Origin of the sequence: Synechococcus sp. CS-1328 (genome assembly GCF_025128095.1) — a bacterium.
GTDB lineage: Bacteria > Cyanobacteriota > Cyanobacteriia > PCC-6307 > Cyanobiaceae > CBW1002.
The window spans coordinates 1-17,082 of sequence record NZ_JAHLYT010000025.1 but is presented as its reverse complement, the minus strand read 5'-3'; the positions used below and the strand labels follow the sequence as shown (position 1 = coordinate 17,082).

The window sequence follows — 17,082 nt, the reverse complement described above, 5'->3', positions numbered from 1 at the left end:
TCGCTCACCACCGCGCCTTTTGAACGCAGCAGCATGGGGTGGTTTGGAGCCTGCCCCTGCAGGCCGGCTCCGGGAGGACACACTCCCATCCTCGATGTAGTTGCGTCAGTGTTCATGATGAACGTTTGACTCGTGGCACAAATAGCCGCAGGCTTCTGCGAAGCAGAAGAGCGTGGCCTGACTGACACGCGGCTGGTGATTTCGGATGCCCACCTGGGGCTGACAGCCGCGATCAAGCGCATGTTCCAGGGCAGCAGCTGGCAGCGGTGCCGAGTGCACTTCCTGCGCAACCTCCTGAGTCATGTCCCAAACGTTGGCCAGGACATGGTGGCGGCGGCGATGAAAGCGGTGTTTGTGATCCAGAAGCCTGAGCAGGTCAAAGCCCACTGGCAGCAGGTCACCGAGATGCTGCGCAAGCAGTTCCCCGGCGCCGTGCCCGTGATGGAAGCCGCCCGGGACGACGTACTGGCCTTCCTGCACTTCCCCCAGGAGCACTGGCGCAAGATCTGGAGCACCAACCCGCTCGAGCGCCTCAACAAGGAGATCAAACGCCGCACCAATGTGGTCGGCATCTTCCCCAATGACGCCGCGATCGTGCGGCTGGTTGGCAGCCAGCTGCTGGAGCAGCAGGAGGAATGGCAGTTGGAGCGCCGCCGCTGCTTCTCCGAGGCCAGCATGGCCAAAATCCCCGAGCTCAAGGAGCTGCTGGAGCCCACCGATGGTGATCCGACCGAGCGGGCGTCAGTAGCCATGAGCTGAAACGCACCAACTCCTTCCTCGATCTACACGAATCCCCTCGATCGCTGAGTTGCATATTCAGCGATCAGGGTTCATAGTGGATCGATGGAGCTGTGCAATCAGCTCCCAAGCAGTCATCCCCTGACTGCTCCTGTTCACCCTCCAGAAAGGGTCACAGGACCTCCTGAGTTACACCACTCGAAGGGGCGCAACCAAGTCGCGCAGTATTCCCGACCGCATCGTCAACTTAGTTCAGCGGCAGGTTCGTCCCATTGTTCGCGGCAAGGCAAGTGCCGCTGTTGAGTTTGGCGCCAAAATCAGTGTTTCCGTGCACAATGGCTTTGAATTCTTGCACAGGATCAGCTGGGATCCATACAATGAGGGCGAGGACCTGATTCCCCAAGCCAAGAAGTATAAGCAAGAACACGGCTGTTACCCTGAGCGAATCTGCGCCGATCGCATCTACATCAACACGAAGAATCGAAATTTCTGCACGAGGAACAACATACGGCTATCTGGCAAGCGACTAGGAGCGTGTTGCACATAGGCCGTTTTGAGCAAAACGAACCAACTCGCTCCATGCCAACGCCCAATGCGGTCTCGGCGTGGTCTCAAAGGCAATCTTGCTTCAGCGACGCCTGATGCTTGAGATCGATTGCGCTATCTACGATTTCAGCGAGCCAGCGCGAAAACATCAATTCGCTGCTTTCCCTGTCTGATTCCGGCCTGGCTTCCCATCGTGGTGGGAAAGCCCTCGATTTTTATCCGACGATCTATGCGCGACAGGCTCCTAGCTGGCCAGCACTCTGAAAGACGTACATTGTCGAGCCAGCGAGTTCTTCTAAGCCAGAAATGGCTGATTTCGCCTGATCCCAACCCGAGACTGTCGCTGGAATCAACTACCCTGCAAAGGTTCTGGGTTCCTCGGCAAGCCCTATGTATCTTGATTTATCCTAGGTACTGCAAAGATCACAAAGCCTCCTAACATGGAAGAGATTATTTCTTTCCACCAATTCTGGCCACCCCTTTAGCTCGGTCCAGCCAGAGACGAATATAAAGTCAAGCCCAGAATTAGTAGCCGCTTGGTGATCATAACGACTATCGCCCAAGAATAGGGCGGGGAAAATAATATTTCCTAGCTCTATCTCACGCCTAAGGATGACTTCCTTGGTATCTGGACTCCCCATGATCCCACCGTCAAAAAGGCTTGAGAGACCGCGTGCATTAAAGATATCTCTCAATTCCGACTGATCTCCTCCTGAGGCAATCAACCAGCGAGCGCTAGGTGTAGCTGCGCGTAACTCATCGAGTCCCTCAGCTACTCTGCAATTCATCAGCTCTGACCGGACCGTTTGTGCATATGACGATAGCAACTGCTCCAATGCAGTTACTTCGATTTCAGGAATCAGATGGGGTGCATGTTTAGGAACAATGGTTTCAAGGAAGTACGCAAACTTGACATAGCGAGAGACGCCTCCATTGGAGATATGGTGCTTGACGAGCGCAGCGGCGGCTGCCTCGCCATAAGGCATGGCCGCGATACGGAACGCCTCTGTCTTAACCCGGTTCGAATCCAGGATGACCCCGTCACAGTCAAAGACTATCGTTGCGTAGCTGTCTAAGTTCATGATGTGGCTCGATTTTTTAGGACTTCTTCTACCTTCGCTACGTCCTCAGGAACGTCTACTGCAAGACTTCCTGGGGAGCATTCGTACATAAGGATGCGGCGGTTTAGTTCCAGGAAGCGCAAGATTTCAATGTCCTCGTGTCGCTCAAGTGAACTCTTCCTTTCGTAACTTGCAAAGGCTTGCAGCTCATCCCGATTAAAGCCATAAATGCACACTTGCTTCATATACTTTAAAGGCGCATTACTTGTGTCTTTGAAGCCCGGCAATGGAGATCGTGACATATAAACCATAAAGCCAGTCTCGTTGGCAATGACTTTAGGGATGTTGACAGAGGCCGGATCTTCGTTATGCTCGATCCAGCAGAATCCATTGACAATCACATCTGGATTCTCGGATTTAATGCTAATGCATTGGAGGATGTCCCCTGGCTCTACCAAGGGTTCGTCGCCCTGTACGTTTATGTAAGTGTCATAGTCAACCATCTTTGCGGCTTCAGCCAACCGATCGGTTCCAGTAAGTGCTTGTGGGCTTGTCAACAAAGCAGAAAAGCCAGCTTCACGAACAACTTTGGCAATACGTTCATCCTCGGTAGCTACAAATACATTCTGCTTTCCAACGGCCTTTGCCGAAAGCTCGGCGACCCACAAGACCATCGGCTTGCCAAGTAGCGAGACCAATGGCTTGCCGGGAAACCGGCTTGAGGAGTAGCGGGCAGGAATAATAACACAGGAGCGCATGGATTCACATTCCGTAGAGGCTGCGAGCTGCTAGGCCTTTATAAATTGTAGGAGTGATCGATTCAAGGCTGCAGTCTACGCCTGTGGATGAGAAAGCAGACAGCATTGCTTCAACATCATTATTCCTCGTATCTCCAGGAGAATACCCATCGAATCCAGCCATTAGAATTCTGGCTGCCTTTCCGCTGGTAGCTACTGCCAGGGAATAAGCTAGGACCAATGAGGTGGGTGTTATGCAGTGGGTTTCGTGAAACTCGAAGAGACCAGGTTCGATGCCTATGCCAAAATCTAGAAGTTCTTTGTCGCCAAGTTCCGATAAGATACTCTCGTGCAACATTGAGGCCGGAGTAATCAGGGGCTGAGGCAGGGCGGCATGGGCTTCTGCATCTGCCAACAGCCGAACCGGATGGCAGGCAATGCGAAGGTGAATCAGCTGTGTGTCGATCGCAGACTGGGTATTGAGAGCGATGACCAAGGGACGGGCCCGACGAATGTAAGCTTCGAGTGCGGGTCGATGGGCCGCCACACCAGGGCCTGTGGCGAGGATCAGCACATCCCGGCCAGCCATTGCTTCTGCCGGTTTCCAGCTACCTCGGGGAGAGCCTACATAAAAGTTGCGGGCTCCCTCGAGGGTGTCGAAGCTGAACTTCTTTCCGCCTTCAGCACGTAGGTGATCAATCACGGCAAGGATATCTTCTTCGCTGTATCTGGCATCACCCATTGTTTCCTGAACGTAGGTGGGATGGATGCCATACTTGCCAGCCAGGTAGTAAAAGGGGTTTGTGCCCCAGCCGAACTTCGCCTTCATCGGAGCAAAATGCTTGCGAATCAGGGTCATGAGCGGCACAAGATTGGCGCGTCGAACCCGCAGAACCTCGGCTTCGATCGTAAGCTCCTCGGTACGAGCGTTCCCCGGGCCTCGGCCCATCCCGGTCACAGTTGCGTCAAGCCAGCTCACTCCCTCAGCCTGAGCTCGCAACGTGTTCGACAGTGCCAGCCCCATGTTGTCGTGGGTGTGGATGCCGATCGGCCCATCCCAGCCTTCACGCAACCACCCGGTAATAGTGGCGATGTCGTTGCCCGTCATGCTTCCCATGCTGTCGGCGAAATAGAGCACCTCGATCGGCCAGTCGTTCGCCATGCGAGTGAGTTCGGCCACCTCTTCACGAGTGCGGTCGGCGATCTGCATCAGGTTGAAACCGATCCGATAACCACGCTTAGCCAGCCAACCTGCAGCGGGTAGCGCTTTCGGAAGCTCATGGAAATGACACGCAATGCGTACGAGATCAACGGGTGAGGCAACGGCAGGTGCGGGAAAGAGCCGTTCAAGCGCTGGCTCGCATCCCAGATCAGTACAGAGATCAGATCCATTGAGCATCACTCCCACCGTCAATCCATGCGGAATGGTCATACTCAGCAGGAAGTCGTCGGTTGTGTAGGCGCAGGGCCCCTTGAAGCCTTGATTCTTCAGAAATCTGAAGCCAAGTTCCACCACATCGACTTGCGCCGCCTTCATGGCGAGGAGATAGTCCTCGATTAGTGGTACCGGGAAATCCCATGAGTTGTAGTATCCACCATCTCGCAGTGTGCAGTCGAGAACGAGGGATTCGCCTGAGGTGGTCATGAAGTGATGAATTCCTGATTTTGAAAGCCTGGACCTAGCGCCTTGTATGCGCCACAATTAACCACTGGACTTACTCGCAGATATTAGCACACGAATGTCGTTGAGTGGCTCCCGCTGGTGTAACGCGCTGCCCTCCAATCGCAGGGGCTTGCAATCTCGGCGATGTTAATTGCTGATCACTGCGCCCATAGCGATCCTCGAACCTCACGATGTCGTCTTCGCCCAGGTAGGGGCCGCTCTGCACCTCGATCTTCTGCACCGTATCTTGCCCAGGTTGGTAAGCTGGTGCTTAGCTCCCAGCGGGATGTTAGGTCAGGGCCCATTAGAAGTCTGTCCTAGTTGCACTGGTTCGACGCTGTCAGCTGCGGTTTGGTTCGCAAGAACAGCTCCTCTCCGTTGGCATCCCACCTCAAAACCCCAGCCACAGCAACCGATCTGATCAGCTTCCTCAAGGCCCTGCCTGATTGCCGCATGCGTCGTGGGATCCGATTCCCGCAGTGGCGGATGCTGCTGGTGGCGATCCTCGCGATCCTCAGCAACCAGGGCTCACTGTTGGGAATGGAGCGTTTTGCCAAGCGTCACCGCAAGACACTGAACGAACTGCTGGGCACCCATGTCGCCAAGCCGCCGTCGGATTCCACCTTCCGGCTGCTGGTGGCTCAGTTGGACGTGGAGGGCTTTGAGAAGCTGCTCCAGGACTGGATGAGCACCCAGATCGGCGATGCCGAACCCGTCGACACCCTGGTCTGCGACGGCAAGACGCTACGGGGCTCGATAGACGAGACCGCTTCTGGCGCAGCGCGTTTCATCGCTCAGGTCAGCCTGTATTCCAACAACCTCGGCGTGGCGATCGCGCAAAGCACCTACGCCACCGATGCCGGCGGTGAGATCGCGGCGTTGCGCAAGCTGCTGGATCGGGTGGAGCTCGAGGGGCTGCTGGTACAGGCGGATGCGCTGCATACGAACCGCCCTTTTTTCTCTACCTCGAGAAGCGTGAAGCCGACTTCCTGATCGCGGTGAAACACAGCCGCCGCAAGGGTTTTCAGGTGATCAAGGATCGCCTGACTTACGGGAGGACGGCACCGCTGCGGGTCAGAAAGCGCGAGCGGAAGCATGGCCGCGACATCACCTGGACCCTGCGCGGCATGCCGGCTCCGGCGTGGGTGGTGGAGAACTGGCCCGGCAGCGCCACGGTGATCGCAGTGCGCAGCAAGGGCCTCCGAGACGGCAAGCCAACCGATGAGACCCGTTACTACGTCACGACGTTGCGAACCAACGCCAGGGCCTTGCTGCAGCACGTGCGTGATCACTGGAGCATTGAGAACAGCTGGCACTGGCCTCGCGATACCCAGTTGCGGGAAGACGCCCACCGTTACCGGGAGGAGAACGGTGTTCAGATCATGGCCACGCTCAGGAGCATGGCGATAAACGCGCTGCGGCTGGATGGGTTCTGGTCCATCGCAGAGGGGCTCGCTGCTGTGTCGCACGACATCAAGGCTTTGCTGCGGCTACCGGGCTGGCAAGAACCCTCTGCGGCCACTGGCATCTGGATAACTTCTAATAAGCCCTGGGATGTAGGTGCTCTGGTTCTCGCCCACCAGCTCCTCTACGCCGTCCTTTTCCACCACCGCGGTGCCCTGCACTACCCAGGGCTGATTCAAAGTGTGTCACAGGCGTTGTTGCCATGGCCGCGAGCATGGGTTGAGGTCGGTGGGATTGCCTCCTCTCAGTGCCCCAAAGCGTTTCTGCCGCCATCGATCTCGACCTGATCAGCTTCCTCAAGGCGATCCCGGATGCCCGCATGCGCCGGGGCGTACGCATTCCGGCTTGGTACCTGCTGCTGGTGGCGGTGCTTGGGATCCTGAGCAAATGCGAGAGCCTCCGGGATCTGGAGCGCTTTGCCAACCGGCATCACGGTGTTCTCACAGAGGCCCTGGGGATTGAGCTCAGGCGCCCACCTTCCGATTCAGCCTTCCACTACTTCTTTCTGCAGGTGGACGTCGCCGCCGTCTGTGCCGCCATCCCTGACTGGACGATCGCTCAGATCCCAGGTGGCATCACGGATCTCGATCAGCTGGTGTGTGACGGCAAGACCCTGCGTGGCTCAATCGAGCCAACCAGGGGTGGCGGCTCTGCGTTCATCGCTCAGGTGACGCTGTACTCCGCAGCCCTGGGTGTGGCGATCGCTCAGGCCTGCTACGCCACCAGCCAGAATCACGAACGAGCAGTGCTCAAGATGCTTCTCGGGGAGCTGGATCTGGAAGGTGTGCTGATTCAGGCGGACGCTCTCCATACGCAAAAGCCGTTTTTCAGCAGCTCACGGAGCAGGGGGCCGACTTCCTCTTGACGGTCAAGGCCAACCAGAAAACCCTCAACAGGCAGATCGCCAGTCAGCTGCTTGGCAAGCGCAAGATCTCTTTCATGGCAACGGATCACGAGTCTGATCATTGAGGTGGTCGCCAGGGGCACCCGTGAAGGAAAGCCATTCAAGACTACGCACCGATTCATGACCAGCTTGCGTACGTCCCCAAAAGCACTGCTGCAGCTGGTGAGAGAGCGCTGGAGCGTCGAGAGCTGGCACTGGATCCGTGACACCCAGCTCCACGAGGACAAGCACCGCTACCGCGGTAACGGTGCCGGGGTGATGGCGGCGCTGCGCACCGGTGCGCTGAACCTATTGCGCTTAGCCGGATTCGACTCGATCCGCGAGGGCCTGCAGGCGGTGATGCACGCCATCACGGCAATACTGGCGATGGTCCGGCGACAACCAAAAAAACCATTACAGGGTGAAACTTTTAATCAGCCCTGCCCACAGGGGCGTATCGGATGTTACCGAGGCAGGAGGACAGGGCACTCCAGGCCCAAAACACGGCTCCCCGCACGCTCGCCATACACTGGCCCCATGGCTCCATCCCCCAGTGCCAGCACAGCGCAACAGGCCCCGATCGAGCAGGATCATGCCCTTCTGATCGAGATCCCGCCAGGTCGGCCCTGGATGTCCGTGGCGGAGCTCAACCGCCTGATGCGGCAACAGGGCCTTGTGCTTGCCGTGGCCCAGGCCAGCATCTACGACGAAGTGATGCGCACCATCTCCCTCGACCCTGAAACCGTCGAAGACCTGGTCCATCAGTACCTGGAACGGGAAGAGGTGAATGGTCCCGAAGGGCTGGCTGCCTTCCTGGCGCGCAAGGGGATCGCCGAGGAAGACATGCGCTACTTCGCCACCAAGGGCCACCGGCTTGAGATCTTCAAGCAGCGCCTGTTTGAAGCAGAGGTGGAGATCCGCTTTCTGGAGCGCAAGCTCGATCTCGATCGGGTGATCTACTCCCTCATCCGGGTGGAGGAGCAGCATGTGGCCGAAGAGCTGCACCAGCGCATCCTGGAAGGCGAAAGCGATTTCGCTGATCTGGCCGAGCGCTTTTCCCTTGGCCAGGAACGGCACACCAAGGGCCGGGTGGGCCCTGTTTCATTCACCACGGCCCACGAGGAGGTGGTCAAGCGCCTGAGGGTGAGTCGGCCCGGCCAGCTTCTGGAGCCCTTCCAACTCGTGAACATGTGGCTGCTGCTGCGGCTCGAGCACTGGTTCCCCGCCGAACTCAACGACGCCACCCGCTCCGCCATGCGCGACGAACTCTTCGCGGAGTGGTTTGAGACGCGCGTCATGCAGCTCATGGCCGGCGAACCGTTGCCTCCCCTGCCCAGCCACCTGCTGGCCTCCGCATGAGCACCACCCTCACCGCCATCGAAGGGCTGCTGGCCGGCTTCCCGCCCTTCAACACCTGGACCCCCGACCAACGCTCCCACCTCGCCCAGCAACTGCAAGCGCGCCGCTATGGCCTCGGCCAGGTGCTGGTGCACGAAGGCTCCATGCCCGAAGGCGTGTGGCTGATCGTTCGCGGCCAGGTGCGTAGCCTCGCCCACGACCCGGCCCGCCAGCTGCGCAGCACCATCGAACGGCTGGAGCCGGGATCCATCACCGGCTGGCTCGGACTTGTGCATGGCGCCCCCCGCGAACATCTGCGGGCCAGCACCGAGCTCGATGCCCTCTTCCTGCCGGCAGATGGCTTCCATGCGCTGCTGCGCTCCAACCCAGAATTCGGCGCCTGGCTGGCCCAGCAGCAGCCCGCCGCCGAGTTGCACCAGTTGCTGCTCAGCCTGGTGCAGCGCGACCACAGCTGGCTGCCCCAACTCGAGCACTGGCCGGCAGTACGCTCCGAAGCCTGCCTGCTCAGCCAGCCGCCCGAGGCCCCCTGGCCCACCGACGCCCTCGCCAGCGCCGATCGGCTCTGGTTCTGCGCCAGCGGCGCCCCCTTCGCCGCCACTGCCGAAGACGCCGAGACTGAGCGAAACGCCAGCCAATGGCTGCGCCTGATCGGCCTGCCGGCCCTGGCGAACCAGGTCGATCCAGGCGGAGCCCTCGCGCCAGTGCTCCACGGCAGCTCCGACCTGGCCCAGCTGGCCAACACACTTCAACCCGGCGAGTACAGCCTCGCCCCCTTGCCCGATGCCGAACGGGCTGAATCCGGCAGCCTCGGCGGTGGTGCCCTGCGCCTGCGCCGCGCCAGTGGCCCGCGCGACATTCCCCTGGCCATCTGCGAGGCCCTGGCTCGCTATTTCGGCGTGCCGCTCAACCGCGACAACCTGATCGATCAGATCGAGGCGATCCTGCAACGCCAGAGCCAGCTCAACCTGGTGAACCTCGGCCAACTGATCAATGGCATCGGGCTGCAGGTGATGCTCTCCGAAGTGCCCCTCACCCAGCTGCGCCGCGTGCCCACCCCCGCCCTGCTGCTGCAGGACGGCCACATCGGCCTGCTCGATGGGGTGGATCCTGATGGCATGGTGCGCCTGCTTGAAGCGGAGATCGGCGCCCTGAAGCTGCCTGCCGAGGACCTGGCCACCGCCGGCAGCGATCGGATCGAGATCCTCCTGTTCCAGCGCAAGCCCGAAAGCAAAGACAGCCGCTTCAGCTGGGGCTGGTATCTCCCCTACCTCCGCGAACACCGCCGCGAACTGATCGAGGTGCTCGCCGCCTCCTTCGTGTTGAACCTGCTGATGCTCGCCACCCCCCTCGGCATGCAGGTGCTGATCGATCAGGTGGCCCGCACCGGAAACTTCAACGCCCTGATCAGCATCGCCTCGCTGCTGCTGCTCGCCAATCTGGTGACCGCCTTCACCCGCGGCCTGCGCAGCTTCATCTTCACCGGTGTAGCCAACCGGGTCGACCAGGCCACCAAATCCACCATCCTCGATCAGCTGGTGCGCCTGCCCCAGGGCTTCTTCGACAGCCGGCCCGTGGGGCAGATCACCTTCTACTTCACCCAGCTCGATCGGCTGCGCGAATTCCTGATCGGCCAGAGCCTCACCACGATTGTGGATTTTCTGTTCAGCATCCTCTACATCGGCATCCTCCTGGCCATCAACCCCCTGCTCACCCTGGTGACCCTCAGCACCTTGCCGCTCTTCGTGATCCTGGCCCTGGTGAGTAATCCCATAGTGGAAGTGCAGCTGAAGCGCAGCATCGGACACTCAATCAGCACCTACTCCTACCTCAACGAGGCGATCACCGGGATTCAGACAATCAAATCCCAGAACGCCGAACTCAAGACCCGCTGGGAATTCCAGAACCGCTACGCCCGCTTCATCGGCGAAGATTTCAAGCTGCGGCTCACCACCGAAACCACCGGCAACCTGGCCAAGTTCATCAACGACCTCAATGGCCTGTTGGTGATCGGCTTCGGCATCTATCTGGTGATGCAGAATCAGATCAGCCTCGGTGGCTTCATCGCCTTCCGCATCATCGCCGGCTACATCACGGGCCCCTTGGTGAAGCTTGTCTCAACCTGGCAGCAATTCAAGCGCTGCAATGAACAGCTGCGCCTCGTGGCCGACGTGGTGGATCGCACCACCGAGCAGACAGAAGAGGAAGCCACCAATATCCCGATGCCTCCTCTTCAAGGCCATGTGCAGATCACTGACGTGACCTTCCGCTTCAACGAGGATGCTCCCCGCGTGCTCCATGGCGTGACCCTGGATGTGCCCACGGGAGCGTTCGTGGGCATGGTGGGCGGCTCCGGCAGCGGCAAAAGCACGGTGCTGAAGCTGTTGCCCCGCTTCTATCGCCCCGAATCAGGCAGCGTCAAGATCGACGGGCTCGACATCAACAAGGTGGAGCTCTATTCCCTCCGCCGCCAGATCGGCGTGGTGCCGCAGGACAGCCTCCTGTTTGATGGCACGATCAAAGACAACATGCTGCTGGTGAAGCCCGATGCCACCGCCGATGAAATCATCCGCGCCGCCAAGATCGCCTGCGCCCACGACTTCATCATGGAGATGCCGCAGGGCTACAACTCCAGCGTGGGTGAACGCGGTGCCGGCCTCTCCGGCGGCCAGCGCCAGCGCATGGCCCTGGCCCGGGCTGTGCTGCAGAACCCCCGCATGCTCATCCTCGATGAAGCCACCAGCGCCCTCGATGCCCGCACCGAACGGCAGGTGTGTCTCAACCTCTTCGAAGCCTTCCGCGGTCGCACGGTGTTTTTCATCACCCACCGGCTCAGCACCGTGCGGCCGGCCGACATGATCGTGCTCATGGACCAAGGCGCCATCATGGAGGTGGGTAGCCACAACGAACTCATGGATCGCCGCGGTTGGTATTACGCCCTCTTCCAGAGCCAGAACCAGGAGGGTCTCAGCTGACCATGGCCAAGCGTCCCGCCGAATCCACCGACCTCGTTCCCCGCCAGCAGGACTGGGAGTTCAGCCATCCAGTGGTGCTGCGTAAAACCACCCGCGCCTCCTCGGTGTTCGTGTGGACCCTGGTGGGGGGCACCCTCGCCGCCTTCCTCTGGGCGGTGGTGGCGCCCCTCTCGGAAACCATCGCCGTGCAGGGAAAACTCGAACCAGGCACCCGCGTCAAAGACGTGGATGCTCCCGTGCCCGGATTGGTCGACGAGGTGCTGGTCAAGGAAGGTCAGACCGTGAAACAAGGTGATCCCCTGCTGCGCTTTGATCTCAGCGATGCCCGCACCAAGCTGCGCACCGCCGAAGCCGTGCGCAGCCGCCTGATCAACGAGAACGCCGTCTACCGCGCCGCCCTCGGTGAGATCGAGCCCGGTGCCCTCACCCCCAACCAGCGCCAGCAACTGATCAACCAGAAACTGGCCCTCACCAGCAGCAGCCGCGCCGCCAGTGAAGCCTTGCTCAAAAGCCGCGCCACGCTTTCTGGCCTCCGCACAAATCTGGCCACCGCCGAGAACATCGCCCGCCGCTACCGCGACCTGGCCCGCAGCGGCGCCGTGAGCGAGGTGCAGGCCCTCGACGCTCAGAACACCGTGGACGAAGTGCAGGCCAGGATTGCCGCCGAAGAGCGTGAGGTGGATCGGCTGCAGGCCACCCTGGTCAACACCGATTCCGGATCCCAGGTGGATCTGCGCGGCAAGATCGAGGAAAACCTGCGCCAGATCAGCGAACTCGACAAGCAGATCAGTGATGCCCGCCTGCTGCTGCGCTACAACCAGATCACTGCCCCCAGCAGCGGTGTGGTATTCGACATCAGCGTGGGGCGCCAGAGTGTGGTGCAGCAGCAACCCGAAAAACCGCTGATGAAGATCGTACCGCAGGACAATCTCCAGGCGCGCGTTTATCTCCCCAACAAGGCCATCGGCTTTGTGCGCATCGGGCAGCAGGCCGATCTCTCCGTCGACACCTTTGACGCCTCCGATTACGGCCGCATCCCCGCCACGGTGAAGCGCATCGGCTCCGACGCACTCACACCGGAGGAGTTGACCCGCGTGCTCGGCAGTGAAGCCAAGGGCCTTTACTTCCCTGCCACCCTGCAGCTCAACCAGCAATCCCTCACCGTGGGCCAGCGCTCAGTGCCACTGCAGGCCGGCATGTCGCTCACCGCAGATCTCACCTTGCGGGAGCGGCGCTTCATCAACATCCTCACCAGCCTGTTCGAAGACAGGCGACGCGGCCTCGAGCGGTTGCGCTGATGGCCCCCAAGCATCGCTCCACCTGGTGGCGCCATCTGCCTCCGGCCGAACGGCGGCGGCGGCGGCTGGAGGTGCAGCTCTATCGGCTGAGTGCCTGGATCCGGCGGCGGCGCAATGCCATCCTGCTCCTCAGCCTATTTTATCTCGGACTCTGCCTGATTCCCCTGGTGCTGGGTCTACCCACGCTGATGGGCTTTGCCCTGTTGCCGGTGATCTTCGTGCCTGCCGTGGGCTACGCCTCCTACTGGCTGGTGTGGAAGGAGTTTCACAACTGAGCTTTGCCGCTCATGAGCCTTCCACTCCGGTGAGCCTGGCCAACTCAGCGATCAGCCAGGCCGGCAGATGCTCTTCCCCACCGGCCAGACGAATCTTGCCAGGCGCGAAGAAGGGAAGCACAGCCAGCAGAGCATTCAGGGCCTTCTGGCGGCTCAGATCCTGCACCCAGGGGACCAACTGGGCGCGAGCTTCCAGATCACGCTCGTTCAGGGGCACGGCACCGAAACCACAGGTGAGAAGGCTGCGGTACACCGTGCCCACACCAGAGCGGTAGAGCGCCTCCATGCTCTGCGGCTCCACGTTCAGCCACAGCTGACCGATGATCCGCCGCAGGCCTGCCAGCTCCTTGTGGGTTTCGGCATCTTCGGGGTCGATCGAGAAGAGATTGATCAGCGCCGCCATCCGGTTCACGGCCGCTTCCGAGCTGAACAGGGCCATGGCATCGGCCGGTTCCCTGCGGGACAGGGTGGGCAGCGTGAGCCCATCCGGCTCCTCGGCGGCCTCGGAATGGATCGGCAAGGGGGCCGTGGCAGGCGGCGCGACAGGAACTTCCGGCTCTTCCACTAGAGGGACCTGGGGCGGTTGCGCGTCCAAAGACGAAGCGAGCAACCCGGCCGGCCCCCGCAGGCGGGCCTGCAGTGCGGGTTCGCAATGGCTGGCGTAATCCGCGAGCAGCCATTGGGGCACCCGCTGCAGGGGATCAGCGATCCGTAGCGCCTCGGGGGCGAAATAGGGCATCGCCGCCAGCAACAGGTTGGTGCGTTCCGGGCGATTGTGATCGTCGCTCAGGCGCTGGGCCAGACGATCGCGCCAGAGGAACTCATCACTGGCCAACGGCGCCCCACACAGGGCACTGGCCAGAATGGCCCGTTGCAGCTCCCCCAGGCCGGTGGCATAGAGCGCCTCCAGCTGATCCACAGGCACCGCCAGCCAGAACGACGACAGGCAATGACGCGCATACCGCGCCTCCCGGTCCGACAACTCACCCGGGTTGCGATCCAGGTCGCGGAAGATCGTGTGCAGGCGCACCACCGACCAGGGCTTGTCGCGCACCAGCAAGGGGATGTTCAGACGATCAGGAGGCTTGATCCCAGTTCCTCCGATCGAAACGAGATCCACATCGTCGATCGAGCGGGGAGCACCGCCGGCAAGGAAGCGCTGCAGAAATCGACGAAACGAGGGCATGGGCCAGCCACCGGTTGGGATGCCGGAGCAACGTGTAAGTGGGGGAGAGTATAAGGGAAGCCAATGAGCAGAACGGCCACAGCGGGCGGCGCCACCAAACCCACCATGCAATTGCTGCTCGTCCATCAGAACTTTCCCGGGCAATTCCGCGACCTGGCCCCCTGCTTTCTCGAACGTGGGCACAGCATCACTGCGATTGGCAATCGCCAAGTGGATCTTGAAAACGCCGGTATCGCGTATCACCACTATTCCTATGCGGAGCCATCTGAATCCGTCTGTATCGATTCGGAGCTCGAAAACAGCCTGCGGCGCGGCGTTGCCGTAGCCGCGGCAGCCCGCCGCCTCCAGCAGGAGGGCTACGAACCCGACGTCGCGATTGTGCACTCCGCCTGGGGGGAAGCCCTGCATCTGCGCGCGATCTGGCCCCGCTGCCGCTTGATCGTGTACCCGGAGCTCTATGGCAGCCCCCAGAGTCTGGGCTATGGCTTCCACCGACCCAGCGAGCAGTGCACCCCGGAGCAGCAGCAGCGCATCGACCGGCAGAACCTGCTGGCCGCAGCCGCCCTCACCAGCTGCGATGCGGCCGTGGTTCCCACCATCTTTCAACGCGACAGCTTTCCGGCGGCCTGGCACCCCCATCTGCGGGTGATTCATGAAGGGGTGGACGTGACCAGCATTCGCCCCGCTTCGGCCTCCCTCGGAGAGAGGGGCGCTGAGGAGGAACCAGACCTGCTCCTCCCCGATGGCAGTGTTCTGCGCCGGGGCGAGCCGATCCTCACCTTCGCCAGCCGCGCCCTTGAACCCCTGCGCGGCGCTCCGGTGTTTCTGAAGGCGCTTCCCGCCCTGCTGAGGGCGCACCCCCGGGTGCGGGTGGTGATTGTGGGATCCCAGCAGAGTGCCTATGGATCCAGTGGCCCAGAGCAGGACCCCAGCATCGCGGAACAGCTGGAACGGCTGCGGAACTCCAGCCAGGGCAAACGTCTGCATGTGGTGGAGCGCTTATCCCACCCAGACCTGTTGCAGCTGTTTCGGCTCAGCAGCGCCCACACCTACCTCACCTATCCCTATGCCCTCTCCTGGAGCCTGCTCGAGGCGATGGCCTGCGGTGCCCCCGTGGTGGCCTCCCGTTCGGCCCCGGTGGAGGAGGTGATCCAGCACCGCCACAACGGAATCCTGGTGCCCTTCGATCAACCCGATCAGCTCGCCGCTGCGCTGCTGGAACTGCTGCTCCAACCGGAGCAGGCCAGACGGCTGGGTGCTGCGGCCCGCCGCACCATCGAGAAGTACTTCAGCCTGGAGGAATCGGTTGAGGCCTATGAGCGGCTGTTCAGCGAAGAGCTTGATCTGCGCACCACAGATCCAGATGGGCCATCACCAAGGTGATCAGCCCCTGCCAGTCGCCATGGCTCGGCTGACGCAGCAGCTTGAGTGTTGGATACCAATCGGAGTTCCGCCGCCCCCGCAGCCAGCGTGAATCGGCGGCCCAGGGCAGCAGCATCCAGGCCGGCAGGCCCAGGGCTCCGCACAGATGGGCGGTGGCTGTGTCGACGCTGATCACCAGATCGAGCTGGCTGCAGAGCTCCGCGGTGGCCGCGAAATCGGCCTCAGCCGGCAGCTCTTCGGAGAAGCTCCCCCCCCACCCAGGCAGCTGATCCCGATCCGGCCCGATCTGCAGATTCACAATCTCCAGATCCCGCACGAGCAAGCCATGCAGCAACTGGCGCAGCGGCCGGGCCGGCAGGCTGCGCTTGATGTATTCGCGCACCAGGTAGGCATCCTCTCGCTGATGCCCCGCCGCCCACACCACCCCCACCCGCCGTCCGTTGCGGAGGCGGCGCGCCTGCTGCCAACGGCTGCTCTTCAGATAGGGATGGGCCTGATGGATCAGCGGGGCGGGATCACCGCCGAGCAACAGCGGCAGACTCATCAGGGAACCCTGACATTCTGCAGGTGCAGCCGCCTCGGCGTCAGCTGGCAGGCACTTCGGCAGGATCCGGGTGCCAGCAGGCAAGCACCAGCCCATTCCCTCCCGCACCAGAGACACCAACGGCGCCTCCATCTCCAGGGTGATCCGCTTGCCGCTGACCGCCAGCTGGGGCAACCAGCGCAGGTACTGAAGGACGTCGCCGAAGCCCTGCTCGCTCCACACCGTGACGGCCTCGGCTTCTGGCCACCCCAGCCAGTAGGGAGCAGGGCGATAGGGCGGCGGATTGTGCAGCTCAAGCCGAGCCTCCCCCCATGTGAAGGCCTCGCCATAGCGCTGCAATCCCATCAGATTCTGGGCTCGGCTCCAACGGGTGGCCGGGTCATCGCGCAGCTCCAGGCTGCGTCCATAGGCGGCATCGGCCTCTTCGAAGCGCCCCAGGTCTTTGAGCACGCTGCCCAGACCGCGCCAGCCCAGGGGCTCCTCCGGAGCCAGATCGCGGGCGCGCTCAGCAACGGGGAGCGCCTCCAGGGGGCGATCGGCCTTCCAGAGGGCACTGCTGCGGTTCAAGGCCAGCGGGAAGGAATCCGGCTGGTGCCACTGCAGCCGCTCGTAGAGGCTGGCCACTGAATCCCAGTCGTTCTGGGAGCGGCACAGCCGAAGTTGCTCAGCCAGTTCCACGTCCACAATCCATGGGCTGGCCAGCATGGCTGGACAACGTTGCCAGTCTCCAGAGCTCCTAAATGCACAAAGCCTGGAATCCGTCAAGATCGCCCCTGCCATGTCGTGATCCAACAACACGGCAGCGGCCACTGGCGCTTCGCTAATGACAAATCCCCCCATTCCCGTAGTGTTTGGCGACTACGAGGCCGAATTCCTCACCCATGTCCACTCAAATCACGCCTCAGTCAGAGGTCATCACGCCAGTAGGCCAAACGCCGCCCGTCGTCACAGAAACCCCTCAGGGCACATCCGT

At 61.3% G+C, this 17,082-nt stretch carries 13 protein-coding genes and 3 pseudogenes; 10 read left to right on the top strand and 6 right to left on the bottom strand.

Annotation, left to right across the window (positions count from 1 at the left end):
- Positions 1-132: 132 nt before the first annotated feature.
- Positions 133-759, top strand: coding sequence for a transposase (locus tag KQ310_RS04210; protein ID WP_259720537.1), 627 nt, complete (start codon positions 133-135; stop codon positions 757-759).
- A gap of 196 nt (positions 760-955) precedes the next feature.
- Positions 956-1,270: pseudogene (locus KQ310_RS15965) on the top strand (IS5/IS1182 family transposase); the annotation flags it as partial.
- 421 nt (positions 1,271-1,691) lie between these two features.
- On the opposite strand, the gene KQ310_RS04205 reads toward KQ310_RS15965, so the two are convergent.
- From KQ310_RS04205 to KQ310_RS04190, 4 genes and pseudogenes are all read right to left on the bottom strand, one after another.
- On the bottom strand, positions 1,692-2,366 hold the full coding sequence (locus KQ310_RS04205) for an HAD family hydrolase (protein ID WP_259720536.1): 675 nt from the start codon (positions 2,364-2,366) through the stop codon (positions 1,692-1,694).
- Positions 2,363-3,103, bottom strand: a complete 741-nt coding sequence (locus KQ310_RS04200) for a 3-deoxy-manno-octulosonate cytidylyltransferase (RefSeq protein ID WP_259720535.1) — start codon at positions 3,101-3,103, stop codon at positions 2,363-2,365. Before KQ310_RS04200 ends, KQ310_RS04205 begins: the two co-directional genes overlap by 4 nt.
- A 4-nt stretch (positions 3,104-3,107) precedes the next feature.
- The gene (locus KQ310_RS04195; protein ID WP_259720534.1) at positions 3,108-4,727 is read right to left on the bottom strand and encodes an aldolase; all 1,620 of its coding nucleotides are present in this window, start codon (positions 4,725-4,727) and stop codon (positions 3,108-3,110) included.
- Between the two features lie 70 nt (positions 4,728-4,797).
- Positions 4,798-5,033, bottom strand: a pseudogene (locus KQ310_RS04190) (hypothetical protein); the annotation flags it as partial.
- Positions 5,034-5,066: 33 nt separating this feature from the next.
- Between KQ310_RS04190 and KQ310_RS04185 the strand changes: the two are divergent.
- The 7 genes and pseudogenes from KQ310_RS04185 to KQ310_RS04155 all read left to right on the top strand — a co-directional run bounded on the left by KQ310_RS04185 (position 5,067) and on the right by KQ310_RS04155 (position 12,996).
- Positions 5,067-5,738 (top strand): ISAs1 family transposase, encoded by a 672-nt coding sequence (locus KQ310_RS04185; RefSeq protein WP_311134695.1) that lies wholly within the window; start codon positions 5,067-5,069, stop codon positions 5,736-5,738.
- Between the two features lie 5 nt (positions 5,739-5,743).
- Positions 5,744-6,103 (top strand): annotated as a pseudogene (locus tag KQ310_RS04180) (ISAs1 family transposase); the annotation flags it as partial.
- Positions 6,104-6,456: 353 nt separating this feature from the next.
- Positions 6,457-7,074, top strand: coding sequence for a transposase family protein (locus tag KQ310_RS04175; RefSeq protein WP_259720532.1), 618 nt, complete (start codon positions 6,457-6,459; stop codon positions 7,072-7,074).
- A 555-nt stretch (positions 7,075-7,629) separates the two neighbouring features.
- Complete coding sequence (locus KQ310_RS04170; RefSeq protein WP_259720531.1) at positions 7,630-8,451, top strand: peptidylprolyl isomerase; 822 nt, start codon at positions 7,630-7,632, stop codon at positions 8,449-8,451.
- Positions 8,448-11,423 carry a peptidase domain-containing ABC transporter gene (locus KQ310_RS04165; protein ID WP_259720530.1) on the top strand — a complete coding sequence of 992 codons (2,976 nt, stop codon included), beginning with the start codon at positions 8,448-8,450 and terminating at the stop codon, positions 11,421-11,423. Before KQ310_RS04170 ends, KQ310_RS04165 begins: the two co-directional genes overlap by 4 nt.
- Before the next feature lie 2 nt (positions 11,424-11,425).
- Positions 11,426-12,721: an HlyD family secretion protein gene (locus tag KQ310_RS04160; protein WP_259720529.1), complete on the top strand. Its 1,296-nt coding sequence runs from the start codon at positions 11,426-11,428 to the stop codon at positions 12,719-12,721.
- Entirely contained in the window at positions 12,721-12,996 is a 276-nt protein-coding gene (locus KQ310_RS04155; protein WP_259720528.1) for a hypothetical protein, read from the top strand. The genes KQ310_RS04160 and KQ310_RS04155 overlap by 1 nt, the downstream gene beginning before the upstream one ends.
- Positions 12,997-13,006: 10 nt before the next feature.
- Here the strand turns inward: KQ310_RS04155 and KQ310_RS04150 are convergent, their stop codons facing one another.
- Positions 13,007-14,182, bottom strand: coding sequence for a hypothetical protein (locus tag KQ310_RS04150; protein ID WP_259720527.1), 1,176 nt, complete (start codon positions 14,180-14,182; stop codon positions 13,007-13,009).
- Positions 14,183-14,245: 63 nt separating this feature from the next.
- Between KQ310_RS04150 and KQ310_RS04145 the strand changes: the two genes are divergently transcribed.
- Complete coding sequence (locus KQ310_RS04145; RefSeq protein WP_259720526.1) at positions 14,246-15,565, top strand: glycosyltransferase; 1,320 nt, start codon at positions 14,246-14,248, stop codon at positions 15,563-15,565.
- On the opposite strand, the gene KQ310_RS04140 is transcribed toward KQ310_RS04145, so the two are convergent.
- Positions 15,510-16,814 carry a hypothetical protein gene (locus tag KQ310_RS04140; protein ID WP_259720525.1) on the bottom strand — a complete coding sequence of 435 codons (1,305 nt, stop codon included), beginning with the start codon at positions 16,812-16,814 and terminating at the stop codon, positions 15,510-15,512. The genes KQ310_RS04145 and KQ310_RS04140 overlap by 56 nt on opposite strands.
- Positions 16,815-17,082 lie beyond the last annotated feature (268 nt).

Bases quoted from the DNA above. Each gene is read 5' to 3' on its own strand.
- KQ310_RS04140 (WP_259720525.1), bottom strand. From the start codon at position 16,814: ATGCTGGCCAGCCCATGGATTGTGGACGTGGAACTGGCTGAGCAACTT.
- KQ310_RS04160 (WP_259720529.1), top strand. From the start codon at position 11,426: ATGGCCAAGCGTCCCGCCGAATCCACCGACCTCGTTCCCCGCCAGCAG.
- KQ310_RS04155 (WP_259720528.1), top strand. From the start codon at position 12,721: ATGGCCCCCAAGCATCGCTCCACCTGGTGGCGCCATCTGCCTCCGGCC.
- KQ310_RS04195 (WP_259720534.1), bottom strand. From the start codon at position 4,727: ATGACCACCTCAGGCGAATCCCTCGTTCTCGACTGCACACTGCGAGAT.
- KQ310_RS04165 (WP_259720530.1), top strand. From the start codon at position 8,448: ATGAGCACCACCCTCACCGCCATCGAAGGGCTGCTGGCCGGCTTCCCG.
- KQ310_RS04150 (WP_259720527.1), bottom strand. From the start codon at position 14,182: ATGCCCTCGTTTCGTCGATTTCTGCAGCGCTTCCTTGCCGGCGGTGCT.
- KQ310_RS04200 (WP_259720535.1), bottom strand. From the start codon at position 3,103: ATGCGCTCCTGTGTTATTATTCCTGCCCGCTACTCCTCAAGCCGGTTT.
- KQ310_RS04145 (WP_259720526.1), top strand. From the start codon at position 14,246: ATGAGCAGAACGGCCACAGCGGGCGGCGCCACCAAACCCACCATGCAA.
- KQ310_RS04170 (WP_259720531.1), top strand. From the start codon at position 7,630: ATGGCTCCATCCCCCAGTGCCAGCACAGCGCAACAGGCCCCGATCGAG.
- KQ310_RS04205 (WP_259720536.1), bottom strand. From the start codon at position 2,366: ATGAACTTAGACAGCTACGCAACGATAGTCTTTGACTGTGACGGGGTC.